The sequence below is a fragment of the Paenibacillus gansuensis genome (assembly GCF_042684925.1).
GTDB classification, from domain to species: domain Bacteria; phylum Bacillota; class Bacilli; order Paenibacillales; family DY6; genus Paenibacillus_N; species Paenibacillus_N gansuensis.
Map to the genome: position 1 here is coordinate 127,956 of NZ_JBHUME010000013.1, position 15,073 is coordinate 143,028.

General features: G+C 40.5%; 20 protein-coding genes. 19 read left to right on the forward strand and 1 reads right to left on the reverse strand.

Annotated elements, in window-relative coordinates; genetic code table 11:
• Positions 1-18: 18 nt before the first annotated feature.
• A complete protein-coding gene (locus ACFSUF_RS20040; protein WP_377605879.1) occupies positions 19-336 on the reverse strand; it encodes a hypothetical protein in 318 nt (105 codons plus the stop codon).
• Between the two features lie 409 nt (positions 337-745).
• Here ACFSUF_RS20040 and ACFSUF_RS20045 point away from each other — a divergent pair, with 409 nt between their 5' ends.
• The 19 genes from ACFSUF_RS20045 (at position 746) to ACFSUF_RS20135 (ending at position 15,069) form a co-directional block, all read left to right on the forward strand.
• Positions 746-1,369 carry a hypothetical protein gene (locus ACFSUF_RS20045; RefSeq protein WP_377605881.1) on the forward strand — a complete coding sequence of 208 codons (624 nt, stop codon included), beginning with the start codon at positions 746-748 and terminating at the stop codon, positions 1,367-1,369.
• 96 nt (positions 1,370-1,465) lie between these two features.
• A complete protein-coding gene (locus tag ACFSUF_RS20050) occupies positions 1,466-1,948 on the forward strand; it encodes a hypothetical protein (RefSeq protein ID WP_377605883.1) in 483 nt (160 codons plus the stop codon).
• Entirely contained in the window at positions 1,945-2,790 is an 846-nt protein-coding gene (locus tag ACFSUF_RS20055; RefSeq protein WP_377605885.1) for a 30S ribosomal protein S1, read from the forward strand. The genes ACFSUF_RS20050 and ACFSUF_RS20055 overlap by 4 nt, the downstream gene beginning before the upstream one ends.
• Positions 2,791-2,810: 20 nt before the next feature.
• A complete protein-coding gene (locus ACFSUF_RS20060) occupies positions 2,811-3,722 on the forward strand; it encodes a replication-relaxation family protein (protein ID WP_377605888.1) in 912 nt (303 codons plus the stop codon).
• 15 nt (positions 3,723-3,737) lie between these two features.
• Positions 3,738-4,262, forward strand: coding sequence for a hypothetical protein (locus ACFSUF_RS20065; RefSeq protein WP_377605891.1), 525 nt, complete (start codon positions 3,738-3,740; stop codon positions 4,260-4,262).
• 67 nt (positions 4,263-4,329) lie between these two features.
• Positions 4,330-6,006, forward strand: a complete 1,677-nt coding sequence (locus tag ACFSUF_RS20070; protein WP_377605894.1) for a hypothetical protein — start codon at positions 4,330-4,332, stop codon at positions 6,004-6,006.
• 48 nt (positions 6,007-6,054) lie between these two features.
• Positions 6,055-6,906, forward strand: a complete 852-nt coding sequence (locus ACFSUF_RS20075) for an SAF domain-containing protein (RefSeq protein ID WP_377605897.1) — start codon at positions 6,055-6,057, stop codon at positions 6,904-6,906.
• Entirely contained in the window at positions 6,903-8,129 is a 1,227-nt protein-coding gene (locus tag ACFSUF_RS20080) for an AAA family ATPase (RefSeq protein WP_377605900.1), read from the forward strand. Before ACFSUF_RS20075 ends, ACFSUF_RS20080 begins: the two co-directional genes overlap by 4 nt.
• A gap of 5 nt (positions 8,130-8,134) precedes the next feature.
• A complete protein-coding gene (locus tag ACFSUF_RS20085; protein ID WP_377605902.1) occupies positions 8,135-9,529 on the forward strand; it encodes an ATPase, T2SS/T4P/T4SS family in 1,395 nt (464 codons plus the stop codon).
• 1 nt (position 9,530) lies between these two features.
• Complete coding sequence (locus tag ACFSUF_RS20090) at positions 9,531-10,460, forward strand: type II secretion system F family protein (protein WP_377605905.1); 930 nt, start codon at positions 9,531-9,533, stop codon at positions 10,458-10,460.
• 15 nt (positions 10,461-10,475) lie between these two features.
• Positions 10,476-11,342 carry a hypothetical protein gene (locus ACFSUF_RS20095; protein ID WP_377605908.1) on the forward strand — a complete coding sequence of 289 codons (867 nt, stop codon included), beginning with the start codon at positions 10,476-10,478 and terminating at the stop codon, positions 11,340-11,342.
• Positions 11,343-11,356: 14 nt separating this feature from the next.
• A complete protein-coding gene (locus ACFSUF_RS20100; protein ID WP_377605910.1) occupies positions 11,357-11,506 on the forward strand; it encodes a hypothetical protein in 150 nt (49 codons plus the stop codon).
• Positions 11,507-11,527: 21 nt separating this feature from the next.
• On the forward strand, positions 11,528-11,716 hold the full coding sequence (locus ACFSUF_RS20105) for a hypothetical protein (RefSeq protein ID WP_377605912.1): 189 nt from the start codon (positions 11,528-11,530) through the stop codon (positions 11,714-11,716).
• A gap of 14 nt (positions 11,717-11,730) precedes the next feature.
• Positions 11,731-11,919 carry a hypothetical protein gene (locus ACFSUF_RS20110; RefSeq protein ID WP_377605913.1) on the forward strand — a complete coding sequence of 63 codons (189 nt, stop codon included), beginning with the start codon at positions 11,731-11,733 and terminating at the stop codon, positions 11,917-11,919.
• A gap of 15 nt (positions 11,920-11,934) precedes the next feature.
• Complete coding sequence (locus tag ACFSUF_RS20115; RefSeq protein ID WP_377605915.1) at positions 11,935-12,090, forward strand: hypothetical protein; 156 nt, start codon at positions 11,935-11,937, stop codon at positions 12,088-12,090.
• Between the two features lie 52 nt (positions 12,091-12,142).
• Positions 12,143-12,613 carry a hypothetical protein gene (locus tag ACFSUF_RS20120; RefSeq protein WP_377605917.1) on the forward strand — a complete coding sequence of 157 codons (471 nt, stop codon included), beginning with the start codon at positions 12,143-12,145 and terminating at the stop codon, positions 12,611-12,613.
• The gene (locus tag ACFSUF_RS20125) at positions 12,597-13,238 is read left to right on the forward strand and encodes a hypothetical protein (protein ID WP_377605919.1); all 642 of its coding nucleotides are present in this window, start codon (positions 12,597-12,599) and stop codon (positions 13,236-13,238) included. Before ACFSUF_RS20120 ends, ACFSUF_RS20125 begins: the two co-directional genes overlap by 17 nt.
• An 89-nt stretch (positions 13,239-13,327) precedes the next feature.
• Positions 13,328-13,945 (forward strand): HD-GYP domain-containing protein, encoded by a 618-nt coding sequence (locus ACFSUF_RS20130; RefSeq protein ID WP_377605920.1) that lies wholly within the window; start codon positions 13,328-13,330, stop codon positions 13,943-13,945.
• The gene (locus ACFSUF_RS20135) at positions 13,942-15,069 is read left to right on the forward strand and encodes an S-layer homology domain-containing protein (protein ID WP_377605922.1); all 1,128 of its coding nucleotides are present in this window, start codon (positions 13,942-13,944) and stop codon (positions 15,067-15,069) included. Before ACFSUF_RS20130 ends, ACFSUF_RS20135 begins: the two co-directional genes overlap by 4 nt.
• Positions 15,070-15,073: the final 4 nt, after the last annotated feature.

Genomic DNA, 15,073 nt, shown 5'->3' on the forward strand with positions numbered 1-15,073 from the left:
AGGATGCCGGCCTTTTATTTAATCTTCTTCGGTAATGTGGAGGAATATATGGTTATACTTTTTAAATGCACTTTGTCCAAGAGGGGTTAGACTGTAAAGTTTTTGACGACCAGAGCTATTGTATTGCGCAAGGCCAAGTGCCTCAAGCCAAAGAACAGCAAAGTTTAACTCGCCACGTCGTACACGACTTTCTATGGACAAATCCTCTTTGTTGAAATCATCTTTTGCGAGGACTTGCATAATCATTTTTGGCCCATTAGGAAGATTCATTATCATCTTCTCCAAATACGGCTCGAGAGTACCGGTAATTTCAAAATCAACTGACTCTGCTGGCATAACTTATTCCGCCCTTTCAGGATTAATATCTAATTATAAATATAGTAACACAATTATTGATTTAGTAACATACAACTATCGTTCTACAACAATCTAAAATCATACACCAAAGTGCAGTTAATTATCAACAATTGTGGGTGAAAACTTTAGAGGGAACAGTCCTTGATCCTGCCAATTTGGAAAAGCTAGATCCATCCCAACCAAGCACCTATTATTGAAACCGTTAGTCGGGAAGTTTAATAAAGATTTCTAGGGGAGAAGTAACAAGGAGCAGGCCGTCCTTTTTTGTAGCATGCATAAAGAGAATACGATAAATAATACGTACAAAATAATCATTGAAAAAATTATGTGAAATTATGGAACGGGGATATAATCATTTTAGAGATTTAGGAAGAGGAGGAACAAGAACATGCATCAATTTTTTGACCCGTCGCTGCTGCCGGTGACTACTACGGACTTGGAGGGAAATATTCTTTACGTCCGCACCCACGGTCTCTTTCATTATGGATATCCTGACATTATTGCCGAGCAGGGGGGAGAAGAATCTGAGCAGCTTCTTCTTGATATCCTGGATCGCATTTTCAGTATGGAGTTTAACATAAACGCAACCTGGAACTACAACGGACGCATATTCCGTTTGGAGAAGGGTCATGACGGTCTGGCGCACGTTGTGTTTCCCAAATTAGATGAAGCACGTATCATTACCATTCAAAATCTGGAAACAGGGCAGCCGGCCAAATATATGACAAAGGGACTTATGGACCTTTTTGGGCATCCCGAAGCTGAAATCGCAGGAGACACCCCGTACGCGAAGGACATTCTGGGATATCTAATGGAACAAGTTAAGAATGGAACGGTTTATGACGACGACACAACGATTAGCTATGATCAGTTTCTTTATGGGATCGTTACGACAATTGACCGTTTGGGATTTCCGGTAGTTGTAATTCGCTTAGAAACGGCTGCTACAAAGCAAATTACCATTACTCAGAACAAAAGAAGAAGGAATAGTCATCTGGTAAGGGTAAAATAATCCTTCTCTTTCTAATATTCGTATAGTAATATATTAGTATATATATTAGTTAATTATTCAATATGCTACAATTATTCTTGGGGGAAGGAGCATGCAATGGGACATGAGGCAACAAAAATAATCGAGGAACTGGAGTTTTTACTCTCACACCCAGCAATAAATGTGATGCACGTTGAACGGTTCTACAATAATTGTCTATTCCTTTACGATACCGTTCCACTTTTCGTCATTGTCGAACACATGAAAAAGGTAAAACCCAAACTATTAAAGGAATGGTCGGTTACCAATAAAACAGTCCAATCGTTATTAAGTGAAATGGAGCCGGCGCAAGACGAAGAAAATTCGTCCAAACGGAAAATAAATATACATGTCGACCTTTCCGGATTATTCCCTTCTCCTAATGGGATCTATCAAGTCACATGGGAAACGGAAATAGAGGAACCGAATGTAAACGCTCATTTTAAAACGAAATCTCTTCATGTGTTTGATAAGCATGACGGTCAACTAAATCTTGTTGGTATTAGCCAACTTGATATTAACCACTACCATCTGTACGTTAAAAAAGGGAGGAAAACATGATGAATGATGCTTTGATCACTAATCCTATTCAAGAGTACAAAACATCGCAGCGTCGCAAACAAATCCATCAAGGCCGCATTATTGGCGTGGAGACTCACTCTCCATTTGGTGAGAAAATGCAATGCGCAATTGTCCAATTAAACAATGGACTAAAGGGACTTATTTATGAAAACCAGTTCGACCGGCACAAATACCGCTCGCTCGTTGGCTTCATCGATCATACCGTAGACTTCATGGTACTCGATGTTTCAAAACTGGGAAAAGATGCTGAAAAAGTCCAAGTATTCGATGAGGAAAAAGGAATTGTTCTTCTTTCTCGTATACAGGCACATGACGAATTGAAGGATGAATTTTGGGAAACGGCCGACCTCAATCACGTTGTATCCGGTCAGATATCTGGTTTTGAAGATGAACGCCTATATATTCGCATAAAGGGCGTCAACTGCGTTATGCCTATTCAAGATTACGAGTATGATTGGACGCCTTCCGGGCGCGGGCTGCTGCCTCTCGGCACACAGTTAACCGTAAAGATAACCCATATCGACCGCGAGAAGAAACAAGTCCGTGTTTCAAGAAAGGAATTACTAGAAGATCCATGGAATCGGGTTTATGAGAAATACGGAGTTGAAAATTATTATGCAGGTAAAATCACAAGCGTTGTTCAGGGCGTTGGGGTTTTTGTAAAGCTGGAGCCGGGTATAGAGGCACTCGCATGGTTTCCGAATAAAATGCCTCGTGATGGCATTCTCGAAGGAAAAACCTGTACGATTCGAATTAAAAACATCCATGCTAAGGAGCGGAGAATTGCCTCACGCATTGTCGCATTCCCGCATGAACTCTAATCGGGGAAGGACAATAATAGATGGAAAATCTGGTTTCCCCTTTAATCAAACCGTCATCAAATACTGTGTTGCCTGAAAGGCCACAGTGGGACGACCCTTATGCATTTCTTTTGAGTATGAGTCCCCTTGCTCAAAACGACTACTGGTGGATTGAGCAAAAGATTAAGGCTGGTTGGATTACGGATCGTGACATTCAACTTGTCAGATTTTTATCGGTTCATCGATGGATCGTCCTGGACCAAATTAGACGGATTTTCTTCCCGGATGTAAAAGATTTTATCTCTGTAAGGAAGAGGGTAAGTCGACTGATTCGATACGGGTTGCTGCGGCGAATTAAGTGGACAAGCTACTCCGGAGGCACGGAACGTAATCGGCCGAGTATATATGAACTAGGAGACAGTGGAGCCGACATCTTAAAATACATGCACGGGATTTCGCTTGGCAACAGAGATCCGCGGCATCAAAAGCCCGCGACCATGCTGTATCGCTCGAGATATGTAATCACAAACGAGCTTTACATAAAGCTTCGTGAAGCCTTTAATATGGTGCATTTCGAATTTCACCCGACATTGAAATGGAAAGACATACAGGTAATACCAACTGCAAAATACGTACTGCGAAGTCCGAAGGGTCGAGAAATGCCATTTTACCTAATTTGTCATCGGGAAGACGAGAAATGGGTGAAAACAGTGCGCTTTCAGGCTGCCTTTTTCAAGGAATACATCGCGAATGTTGAGCCCCAAGCAACGATTGTAGTTCTTGTCTCAAACGACGAAAAAGCACTTCTTGCGAATAAAATTGCGGAGCAGGAAGGTGCATCAAGTTTTACGTGGTTCGTTACCGATAAGGACTTACTATACAATGAGGTTCATCTATCCCAAGGCTTTTTCTTTTTCGAAAAGGGAGAGAAAACCTATTACGACCTCAGATAGAAGGGGGGCGCGCTTGTGCTGTATACCATGAAAATTGAATTGCTTACCAATGAAAAAGAACATGAATTACTTAGTAATGTTATGAAGGTTTTTAATACAGTCTGCAATCACATCAGCCAGATTGGATTCCGCACCAAAACACACCGAAACAAAATCAAATTGTCGAAGCAATGTTACATGCTTATGCGGGAGAAATATAACCTTCCGTCTGCCATGGTCGTGCGGGCGATCGGGAAAGTTGTGGAAGGCTACAAGTCAGATGGAAAAAGAGAATTGCAGTTCGGAGAGAATACTTCTGTTGTGTATGATACGAAGCTGCTCAAGTTCAATTGGATGAACAATGTGTCAATTTCCACATTTGAAGGGCGTATTCAAGTACCATTCAAGGTGGTAGGATATCGCCAAGGTACTTACGAACGCAGGGTCAATGGACAAGCAGATTTGATTCTACAGGGCAACAGGTTTTATTTGCTTCTACTGGTTGATTTACCAGAAGCATCGAACATTACGATAATGGAGTTTGCAGAGGTTATAACATAAGCCGATATCTGTATATTATATTACTAATATATTGATATATTGATATTAATGAAAGACGGGTGCCTTCATGAAACGCTTGTTCCTTGTATACGACGATAAAGACTTCGGAGAATGGATAGAGGATGAACTCGCCGAATATGGCCGGTTTGTACGCAGCCTAGAAGGAATGGACTTCTTCTTTCCTCAGTGGAATGCCGTTGGACCAGCTGACGTCATCATTCTTCCCGAGACGGTGATCAAGTCACAGGAATCGTTTCTGAACCTTTATGAAACTGTCAAAACCGATTCAAGGGAAACAATATTTCTGCTAATCTATCATCGCAAAAAAGATTTGTTTATTGAGAGGATGTTAGCAGAGGGTAACGTGTGCATCAGTTACGATGAACTGGACACCGGGATTTTGGAAGACCATCTGCGCAGCAAGAGTACCACTGCCAGCCTGCAAAAGCAGACAGTTCAGGACTCTGGTTTTACTCAAGAGGAGGAAACGAAACAGGCAGAAGTGGTGGTAGTCCCTGCAGTAAGTTTAGAACCTTTCAAGAACCGAAATGATGACTCCGTTCCGGAAGAGAAAAACGAGCAGTTTACACTGGAGAAAGATGACCCGACGGTTCTCTCTCAAAAGCATGAACTACATAAATCGGTACCTGCTCAATTAGATGAAATACTAAAACCAAAAGAATTGGCTACTCTTGAAACTTCTGAGTCGGATGAAGATAAACCTCACTATGCAGGGAACCAAACTACAGAAGACATAGCCCAACAGCGTAAAGAAACGAAAACCATAGAACAGGAAATTCAGCCCAAGCCTGTCCATAAACGGAGAACTGCTGAAGAGCAAAAGGCAAAACTCCAAAGGATTAAAGAACGGATCATCATTGAGGAAAAGATTATCACTAAACATGTACCCGTTCATTTTAAATCAATGCTCGTATCTATTGTAAGTCTCTATCCAAGGGCAGGTGCAACTTTCGTAACATCCAATTTTGCCAGGATGCTTGGGGAGAACAATGTCCCGGTAGCAGTGCTTGAACCCGTATCAACGAATATGGGCTCTACATACTACGAACTCATGTATGGCGAGAAGAATGCCCCAAAAGCTTGGAAGTCATGGGCTGAACAACTGTTAGCTAACGGTTATATATCAGAGGAAGGAAACTGGATCTCCGGTGGTGTTAATTGGATACCATCTAGTATCGAGCCAACTCCCGAATGGTCAGAGCAACTGAACATGCAATTGCTGCTGGCCGCCAAACGATTTCCAGTAACATTATGTGACATTTCTTCTCAATATCATGAACCTCAAAATCAAAAGATAATGAGCATGTCCGATGAAATATGGATTATTGCCGATGGGGATCCTCTACAGTTGAGCCTTCATTATAAACAGATTGATAAATTTAAAAATGATTTCCCAAGCAAACCTTTGAAGATAATCGGTAATAAATGGAGCCGATATATTAAGCAATCTGAATGGAAAGAAGCAGTGCAGCTTCCCATGATTACACAAGTTCCAGATCTAGGTCCGATTGCAGTTAAGCATTTATGGGGTGGGAAAGTAGCATGGGAAGATACAAGGCTTAAAAATTCCTTAGCGCTTCCCTTTAAACCACTGGCTAGGGCTGTGATGGCTAAAGAATTATTCCAACTAATGAAAAAACATTACGGTATATCTGCTCGTTTGAAGCATGTTTTTACCAAATTCAAAAAGCTTGACGATGAAATTAAAATCGGCAGCAACTAAATAAAACCCATAGCGCTTTTCTTTACTGCCGTGTGAAAGGTGAACTGTATGAAGAAATCATTATTTATCATTGTTCTTGGTCTCATCATCGTTGGAAGCAGCGGTTATGGTTTCATGAAATACATGATTTCATATCGTGTGGATGTTACAACCATGACAACAATCAAACCTAAACAAATGATTCATGCTAACGAATTAATTACGCCAGATATGCTGAGGAGAGTTACCATTCCAACAGTTCAACATATGGATAATACATTAACTGACATGGATCAAATTGTTGGGAAGCGGGCCATTGTCCCCATTGGTGCTTCCGAGGAGATTGCCTTGTGGAAAATTGATGAAGAATATTTAGTTCCGAAAGAGGGAGAAGAATACCTGGCATTCGAAGCGAACATCGTCACCACAGCCAATAACATGATTCGCCGGGGTGATCGTGTCTCCGCATGGGTAGAATACGAATCGCCTAAAATTGTGGACCGTATGGGCAATGAGATTAAAGTGGACCCTAACTCCCCACAATCTGCCAACATAAATGGAAGAAAAATATATGCAGAAAAGCTGGTCGATAACCTAACTGTGGCATCAATTAAAACCACTGATGGTGCCCTAGTAACTGATGTAAAAGATACTAACTTACCACTAATGACGGATGAAAAAAGAGATCAACGGAATAGCGATACCTATCGTAGTAATCCCAATGGTCAACCAGCGTACGTCACTTTCATTATGAATGATGAGCAATATCAAAAGGTTGTTGAGGGGACAAAGAGAGGTAAACTTAAGCTTGGTTTATCTACTGGAGGTATGATTGGAACTATTACAAATTCTGCAGCAGCAAACCAGGGAGCAGTTACAGGCCTAGATAAAAACGACACTCATGAGGAGGCTGCAAAATGAATGTGATGATTGCAATGTCGCGACCACAATCAGCGGATACCATTAGCTCGATTCTGGCCGGATCAATGGAAATACATACTGCATTTGCCCAAAACGACTTACAAAAGCAACTCACTGCAAAGGGGGATAAATTGGATTACTTAGTGGTTGATGAAGAGCTATATCAGAACACTTACCCATGGTTTTGGATTTCTAATTTACTACAGGCAACCTCCCCGAATACCAAGCTAATTGTTATCATCTCAGAACAAACTGATTCGTTGTACAAGGAAATTATTAAACGATTAGCACTTGATCTTAAATTTTCCATTATTCCAAGTTTATTAACACTCGACGAGCTAGCTAAAGAAATTAGAGCTCGTGTGCTTAATAAGCCCGTTGTAAAGGAGAAGGCAGACAAAGGGAAAGTTATCTCTTTTATGTCGTCAGCGCCAAAGGATGGGGCAACAACGATAGCAATTTCGGCAGCCTACACTATTGCGGCCAAAACAAATAAAAAGATAATACTAGTGGATTTGAATTTAAAAAGTCCCGAAATACGGGACCATCTCGGCCTTAAGATGGACAAAGGGTATTCGGTCATACAAGCTGATTGTGACTCGGGTTCGCTTGACAGCAATATGCTATTACGTGCATGTGACCAGGATAAATCGTTTGGTAACTTATACATTTTGACCGGCATACAAAGAAGGGAATGGGCTGAAAAATTTACTCTTGAAGAAATTGAAAGCTTAATCAAGGTAGCTCGTGAGACATTCGACTTAGTTCTCATTGATATTCATACATTTCCTGATCAGGCTGCGACAGTGAAAGTGGCCAAAGAAGCAGACGAACGATATGTCGTTGTGCAGCCTATAGTAACAAGCTACCAATCTTCCTGGCACGATTGGTTCACGAATGTGTGGCACCACCATGGATTTTCAGAAAAAGATTTTCAACTCATACTTAACAGAGATAGTAAAGAAGCCATGAGTACATTCTCCATCGAGCGAAGTATGGGGACAAAGATCGTGGCAAACGTCCCTAACGTTGGGAATGGAATGGGTATCAAGGCAATAAATGAAGGGCTCCCATTAGTTATGACGGATCATGAAGAAGTAACTCCGTTTAAGCAGAGCATTGAAGAGTTTTGTTTGGGACTTGCAAGCCGTTTGGACATTGAATTGGATGGTTCAACCCAATTACGAGGGAAATGGTATAAGAGAATTCTTAAAAGGGGGTGAGAAGCTTGCTGCCACATCGCAAAATTCGTTCCAAGTACAGTGTAATTGAACATATGCAGAGGGATAACCCAAATAGGGAAAAAAACAATACCAAGAATTCAAAGTCAGGTTATGAACATCGGTCACTGGAGGAAGTCATTAGCATTGTTCAGGACTATTTAAAGTCATATAGTGGTCCGGCCGGTGATCAAGATGATCATAAAGAGTTATTACATCAAGCCGGTTTAGGGAATCCTTCTGCTCAGGAAAAAATTAAAGCACTCATCAAACAGATCATACATGAGAAAACGTTATATGCAACTATTGGACAACTTCAGGATAGGATGAGTCTGAGCGACGCTGTATTTGCCCTCACGGTAGGTGCGATGTATATCGAAGACTTATACAAAGGAAGAGACGTAGAGGAAGTTCAAGTTAATGACACCGACATTTATGTTATGAAGGATGGGGTTTCCCTAAAATACTCCAGGAAATTTGATTCTACTGAGCAGGTCATACGCCTACAAGAAAGATTAGCATTGTACGGTAGAGCAAGAATAAGTGAAAATCGACCAATATGCCACACGTATATGTACAACAAGGCTCGATTAACTATGACCCAAGCGCCGTATTCCGCGTTCCCAACCATCACAATCCGAAACTTTATCCTTAAGGACCCAAGCTTAGAGTCATTGGTGGAAAAAGGAACATTAAACACTGAAATGGCTAGTTTCCTTGAACTTTTAGTAAGATACCATGCCTCAATTATAGCTGCAGGTGGAACAAAGACAGGGAAAACAACTACATTATATGCTTTGGCAAAGGCAATACCTACTATGGAGCGGATATTAACTTTAGAAACTGAGTTTGAAATGATGCTTCATGACCGCCTACCTGGAAGAAACATTGTTCCTTTTCAGGCAGTGCCGGATCTAAATATTACGATGGAAGAGGCATTTAAGCCATTGTTGCGTGAGAGTCCTGACAGAATCATAATAGGTGAAATTCGGGGTGCTGAGGCATCGCAAGCAGTTCAAGCAGCACTTCGAGGACATGATTCCTTAGTATCACTCCACTCTAAATATCGCGACATGATTCTAACTGACATTATGGATATGGTAAAGCAGGATGGAAGAACACATGATGATCAGATGCTTATAAATCGTATTGGCCGTGCTTTTAATATTGTTATCTATCAACGGTTTGTTAAGGAGAATGACTATAAGAACCGACGGGTGATGACTGAAATTACAGAAATCGTTCCAAGTGAGCGCGGAATTGAGCTAAAACCCATCTTTGTTTGGAGTCATCAGAATAAATCATGGGAAAGAACTGGCCATAAAATCAGCGAAGGCTTGATGGAACACATGATGTCATACGGAGCGACCGTCGAAGAATTCAAGCAATTAGGAGTCTATTAGAATGACTTTTATAGAACTATCTTTTTTCCTTTTGTTCCTGTTGGGAATGCTGCTCATCGTCGTTCCCATACTTAGTCGTTTGCAAATAGTTGCTCAATCTTATAGCCGTAGTCGTTTTTACAAAAAGCGCCGAGAAGAGAGCAAAAGCGGGAATGATCAGAAACCCACACTGCTCGATCATAAACTCCTCAAGTCACTTGATCGCTACATGAGCATTGCAGGGATGAAAATAGCTCCCATAACTATGATTACGATCTGTTTTCTCCTCTTTTTTGTAACGATCTTGGCAACCTATAGGATTATGCCGTCTCCAATACATAACATACTGATAGCAACTCTAATATCTAGCATCCCGCTTCTGTTTGTGTGGTCAAGATATCAGAAAAAAGTACTTGAGATGGCATCTGTAATGATGCCCACTGTCCAAAATTTCATTGGTTATTTTACCGATTCAGAAAACTTAGTGACGGCGATTTACAGAGCTGCCAGAACTGCACCCTTCGAAATACAATCGGAGTGGAATCGTCTGGTACTTGATTTACAGACCGGGGAACATCCATCGACAGCACTAATTGAATTTTCGAATAGGGTAGGGAATGGATGGGCAGAAGACTTCGCCGACATTCTAATAACCCATATCGAAACTGGATCAAATATAACTTCCTCATTATTTAAGCTAATTAATGAAATGCAAAACGCAATGTACAACGAGGAAAAGAGGATAACGGTCTTGACCATTTATAAGTGGGGTACGCTGCTAATGGTCATCCTGTCAATCTTTATAGTTTGGTTCAACATCAAGATGGATCCCAAAAATTATCATTATTACTTTGAAGATAGACAGGGAATACAGATTGTTACTTTATCGATATTAGTTCTTTTTATATCGTTTATTGGGGCCCTGGAAATGGGAAGGAAAAAATTCCGGTAGAAAGGAGAGGATACAATGATCTTTGCTTTGTTCATCCTATTTACCATAGGGGTTGCATTGATCGTATTTCCGGTATTATTTTCTTTTAAATTTCAACGCAGAATTAGAACTTCTGCAGTTCGCGAGCGCAGGAAGCGGAAGAATTCTGACTCGTTAAAAAGCCTTATTTTAAAGGAAAATAATAAGCTGTCAAATATTAAGATCAACCGGCTCCTAAAGGTCTCCGGCCACCCATGGGGATGGACAGCTTTCCATGTAAGACTGGCCCAGCTGCTATTCCCACTTGGAGCAGCATTCATGATTTACGCATTATACGAGATAAAAGTTGCGATGCAAGGATCGATGCAATTTCCAATTATAGTCTTTGTCATTTGCACCGTATCCGGTTACGCATTGCCATTAGTGCTCCTTAGATTAATAGCAAATAAGCGAAAAGAAATGCTTGCAGCAGAGATTGTTATATTTTCACACCGGCTTGTCGTCTGCATTACGGATAAAACTCCGCTCTATTATGCAATCAAAAGGGCGGGAAGAGTATGTAAAATCCTTAAGCCGCATATTGACGAGCTCCTGATTGATTGGATGGAAAACCCAAGACAGGCCATTCATACATTCGCAGATAAGATAGGAATTAATGAAATTCTCCCGGTGACAAATACGCTTTTAGCTTCATGGAATGCTCCGGAAGACAGATTAATCGAATTGTTTCAGCAACAAATCCGGAATATTGATACCATGAGAGACTTTCATATAAAAAAGAAAATAGAGGTATCCCCTCTGCGTGTTACCTTTATTATTATGGTTCCCTTTATCGTGGCCGTCGCCTTAGTACTGATGCCTTGGTACAAAGGCTTTATAGATATACTCAGCCAAAATATTTAAGGAAAGGAGACTTTATGGACAAACTTGTTGTGGGTATTATCGCTGCAATCATCCTTATGGGGGTCACTTTCTGGATATTTAACAACCCCAATGGGATCGGGGAAGGTCTGGATAATGGGGCCGAAAATATTAAGGTAAAGATTGAAGATGCCACATCTCAGTAGTAATAGAAAGGAAGAATAAAAATGGACAAAATGGCAGTTGGAATCATTATGGTCATCATTTTGGTAGGAGTATGTTTCTGGATTTTCAATAATCCCAATGGAATTAATACTGGTCTTACTAATGGTTCAACAGATGTGCAACAAAGAATTAGTAACTTTGATTACAACGGATCGACGGCACCAGGTGCTACACAAACTAGACCACAATAGGGAGGAACTATAACATGGACAAAATGGCAGTTGGAATTATTATGGTAATTATTCTCGTAGGAGTTTGCTTTTGGATTTTTAATAACCCTAATGGGATTAACACGGGCCTAACTAACGGATCAACTGATGTACAACAACGAATTACCAACTTCGACTATAATGGCTCCGCAGCTCCCGGCGCAACTCAAACGAGACCGCAATAAAAGAAGGTGTAATGAATGGAGAAATTGCCCGTAATGATTGTGGTTGCTATTATCGTAATTGGGTTGTGTGTCTGGGTTTTTACTGGAAATTCAGGTATAAACCATTCATTAAAAGATGGCTATGAGCGAATGAAAAGCGAAGTAAGAAAGAACGGTTATGAACCTGGTTAATAAATGAATGGAGAGGGGGTTCCCTCTCTTTTTATTAGAAAGGGAGAAAGTGATGCATAAACTGTTTCATTATATAAAGCGACCTATAAAAAACCAAAGAGGTATGTCTGATATGTTGGTATTACTTATTATACTGCCAACATTTTTATGTATAACACTGATTATTATTACGTTTGTCGTCTTTTTGATGCGGCAAGGGAAACTAGATGATGTCCAGGACCGGGCACTTCAGATGGTAAAAGCAGAAGGGGTTCTGTCACAAGCTATCATAGACGATACACTCCAGAAACTTGATGCACTAGGGTTTTCTCCTACGGTAAAAAATGGAGTCACATACCCGGACTTTACAGGAAGTACAAGAAATAAAGTATTACGTGATGATGCGGATCCGACAGTTAAAGTTATCATCAAATACCCCGCAAGCAATCTACAAAGAATATTAGCGTTTTTTGGAGCAACATCAACGGAGGAATCCGGATATTTTAAACTTGAAGGGTATGGTCGTAGTGAAGCCTACGAATAAATTCATGCTATCCATTATTAATAACCAACGGGGCGGCATTTCAATTATGCTGTGTTCATTAATTGCGCTAGTGTTCTGTATATCCGCAATGGTTATTTCAATCGATTTTGCCCGAATCTCCACTCAAAAAAATAAAATCAAAAACTACCTTAACAATGCTCTGCATGCTGCATCTCTGTCTATCGACGAAATCAGCTTATCTAAAGGACTCGTTCGGTTAGATATCACAACGAACGGGAAAAAAGCCCAAGATATGTTTTATATATACTTACGAAAAAACCTCCATTTGGATAACAATAACAAGGCTTTGGCAACAAGTGTGCTTCCTACTGATTCTACGGTAGAGGTTAAGGAACTTGTGTACATAAACTATGAAGATTCTATATTAGTGAATTTACTTGGTGGCTCTACGTCGTGTTCTTACAGTTCATTAGGGAAAAGCATAACTTGTAACATTACCGAGAACGCCGGCCAGCCAAATGAAATAAGCAGAAAAATTACAGAAAGCATAGTGGGACCTTCCGTAGTTTCCATCATTGCTGCTGACCATGATGGGATCGGTCTGTTATCAGATGAAAGGCTATTAATAACCGGTGTACAGGAATTGAGATTCTTTAAAAAGTAACATTTTTTATTATGGATTTGAGTAATATTGGTATATAATGATATTAGTTAGTTAATTAGTTAGTATATATACAACTGTGGGGGGTTGGAGTGAGTAAAATAGATACTACACTTTCAGAGCAAACTGTTTTCCAAAAGAGACTTAGCAGTGTAGCGGAATCCACTCTGGAAACTATTAAGCTATTATTTGACATGCTCCAGCTTAGAGATAAAGTAACCGCAAAACATTCACTGTCTATGGCAGAACTTTCTTATCAGCTTGCGAAGGAATGCGATAATAGGAACGCAATGCTGTATTACTTAGGATCACTAACGCATGACATTGGTAAGATCGGCATGCACGACAAAATTTTGAAAAGTAATAAAGCTTTAAGTCCGCAGGAGAGGAAATCTTTGCACGCTCACGTAGAGGATGGGTATAACTTGTTGAAAAAGCTTAACTTACCTCAGGTGATACTCGATATATCTTTATATCATCATGAACGATATGACGGCAGCGGATATCTATTAGGGTTACAAGGAAAGGAAATTCCCCTTGCAGGGAGAATAGCAGCTATCACTGATACTTACTCTGCTTTAACAACAAACCGACCGTATCAACGAGCTTTGAACAAGCAAGATGCACTCAATATAATAACCAAGGATTCTCATATGTTTGATCCAGAAGTTTTATCCATATTTTTAAAGTTAAGGGAGAGAGAAAAATGAGGAAGAAAAAATGGATGATAGGCTTGGCAATAAGCGCAATTCTTGTGACTGGTTGTAGTACGTCTAGTGCTGCTTCTATGACGTCCTTAACGAAATTTAACGATGTAAAGGATACTCATTGGGCATCGGCTTCCATTACGAAAGTGGCTAATGAAGGGATTATCAACGGACTACCAGGTAACAAGTTTAATCCGGAAGCGAATGTCTCCCGTGCAGAATTTCTAAAAATGGTAGTTTTAACAGCTGGGCTTAGTATACCTGAGAAAACGTCTCAGGGGGCATGGTACGAAGCTTATGTAAAGGTTGCAACAGAACAGGGGATTTATAAGAATACTGACTTTAGCAATTGGAAGGAACCTTCGACTCGTTTAGAGATGGCAAGAATGGCGGTCCGTGCCTTGGACCCGTCATTAAAGGGTGCAGGGGACAAACAACTTATGTATGAGGCAACTAAACGTGGCTTCATAACAGGTGTTGCTAACGGAGAGCTTGGTAAGAGTGAAAAGTCAACCCGTGCTCAAGCTGCTGTTGTGATTGACCGGATGTTGCAGTTAAAGGAAGGTACTAAACTACCGGTCGACAAGAGGGCGGCATCCTATGCAGAAGTTGAGTATAGGGGATCTAACCTAGAGACAATGTGGGGGGCGAGAATGAACACTCTCCCACAATCCGCTGATTTTTCCCCAGCTGTTAAAGGTACTTTCAATCAGGTACTAATTATTGATATGGATGATCCAAGCAGCCCATATAAGAATCTTGTGCCTGGTTTATTAGATGGGAACGATAACGGTAAAAACTCATATGTGTTAGCCTGGAATGTTACTATGGAAAACACGGCTATAGTTCCTAAAGGCTACATTTACTTCCATTATGTTTTGTCACATCCGTATGTTGCTCCTGCCATTATTCCTCCAGATATGGAAAAGCTCTCACCGTTTGACGACGGTAATAAACCGCTTTTACTTAATAAAAAGAATAAAATCACTATCTGGCACCTAGAAACCATTAGCAAAAATAAAATTGCTGAATTCAAAGAAAAGAATTGGCCGTTCTGGTACTTTGATTGGTCATCCTCTCAAAAACGAATTGAACTTGCACCAAAGGGCAGGATATTTGGGGAGTAGGTAG

Bases quoted from the DNA above. Each gene is read 5' to 3' on its own strand.
- ACFSUF_RS20120 (WP_377605917.1), top strand. From the start codon at position 12,143: ATGCATAAACTGTTTCATTATATAAAGCGACCTATAAAAAACCAAAGA.
- ACFSUF_RS20110 (WP_377605913.1), top strand. From the start codon at position 11,731: ATGGACAAAATGGCAGTTGGAATTATTATGGTAATTATTCTCGTAGGA.
- ACFSUF_RS20070 (WP_377605894.1), top strand. From the start codon at position 4,330: ATGAAACGCTTGTTCCTTGTATACGACGATAAAGACTTCGGAGAATGG.
- ACFSUF_RS20040 (WP_377605879.1), bottom strand. From the start codon at position 336: ATGCCAGCAGAGTCAGTTGATTTTGAAATTACCGGTACTCTCGAGCCG.
- ACFSUF_RS20135 (WP_377605922.1), top strand. From the start codon at position 13,942: ATGAGGAAGAAAAAATGGATGATAGGCTTGGCAATAAGCGCAATTCTT.
- ACFSUF_RS20105 (WP_377605912.1), top strand. From the start codon at position 11,528: ATGGACAAAATGGCAGTTGGAATCATTATGGTCATCATTTTGGTAGGA.
- ACFSUF_RS20090 (WP_377605905.1), top strand. From the start codon at position 9,531: ATGACTTTTATAGAACTATCTTTTTTCCTTTTGTTCCTGTTGGGAATG.
- ACFSUF_RS20060 (WP_377605888.1), top strand. From the start codon at position 2,811: ATGGAAAATCTGGTTTCCCCTTTAATCAAACCGTCATCAAATACTGTG.
- ACFSUF_RS20095 (WP_377605908.1), top strand. From the start codon at position 10,476: ATGATCTTTGCTTTGTTCATCCTATTTACCATAGGGGTTGCATTGATC.
- ACFSUF_RS20115 (WP_377605915.1), top strand. From the start codon at position 11,935: ATGGAGAAATTGCCCGTAATGATTGTGGTTGCTATTATCGTAATTGGG.
- ACFSUF_RS20055 (WP_377605885.1), top strand. From the start codon at position 1,945: ATGATGAATGATGCTTTGATCACTAATCCTATTCAAGAGTACAAAACA.
- ACFSUF_RS20080 (WP_377605900.1), top strand. From the start codon at position 6,903: ATGAATGTGATGATTGCAATGTCGCGACCACAATCAGCGGATACCATT.
- ACFSUF_RS20045 (WP_377605881.1), top strand. From the start codon at position 746: ATGCATCAATTTTTTGACCCGTCGCTGCTGCCGGTGACTACTACGGAC.
- ACFSUF_RS20075 (WP_377605897.1), top strand. From the start codon at position 6,055: ATGAAGAAATCATTATTTATCATTGTTCTTGGTCTCATCATCGTTGGA.
- ACFSUF_RS20100 (WP_377605910.1), top strand. From the start codon at position 11,357: ATGGACAAACTTGTTGTGGGTATTATCGCTGCAATCATCCTTATGGGG.
- ACFSUF_RS20050 (WP_377605883.1), top strand. From the start codon at position 1,466: ATGGGACATGAGGCAACAAAAATAATCGAGGAACTGGAGTTTTTACTC.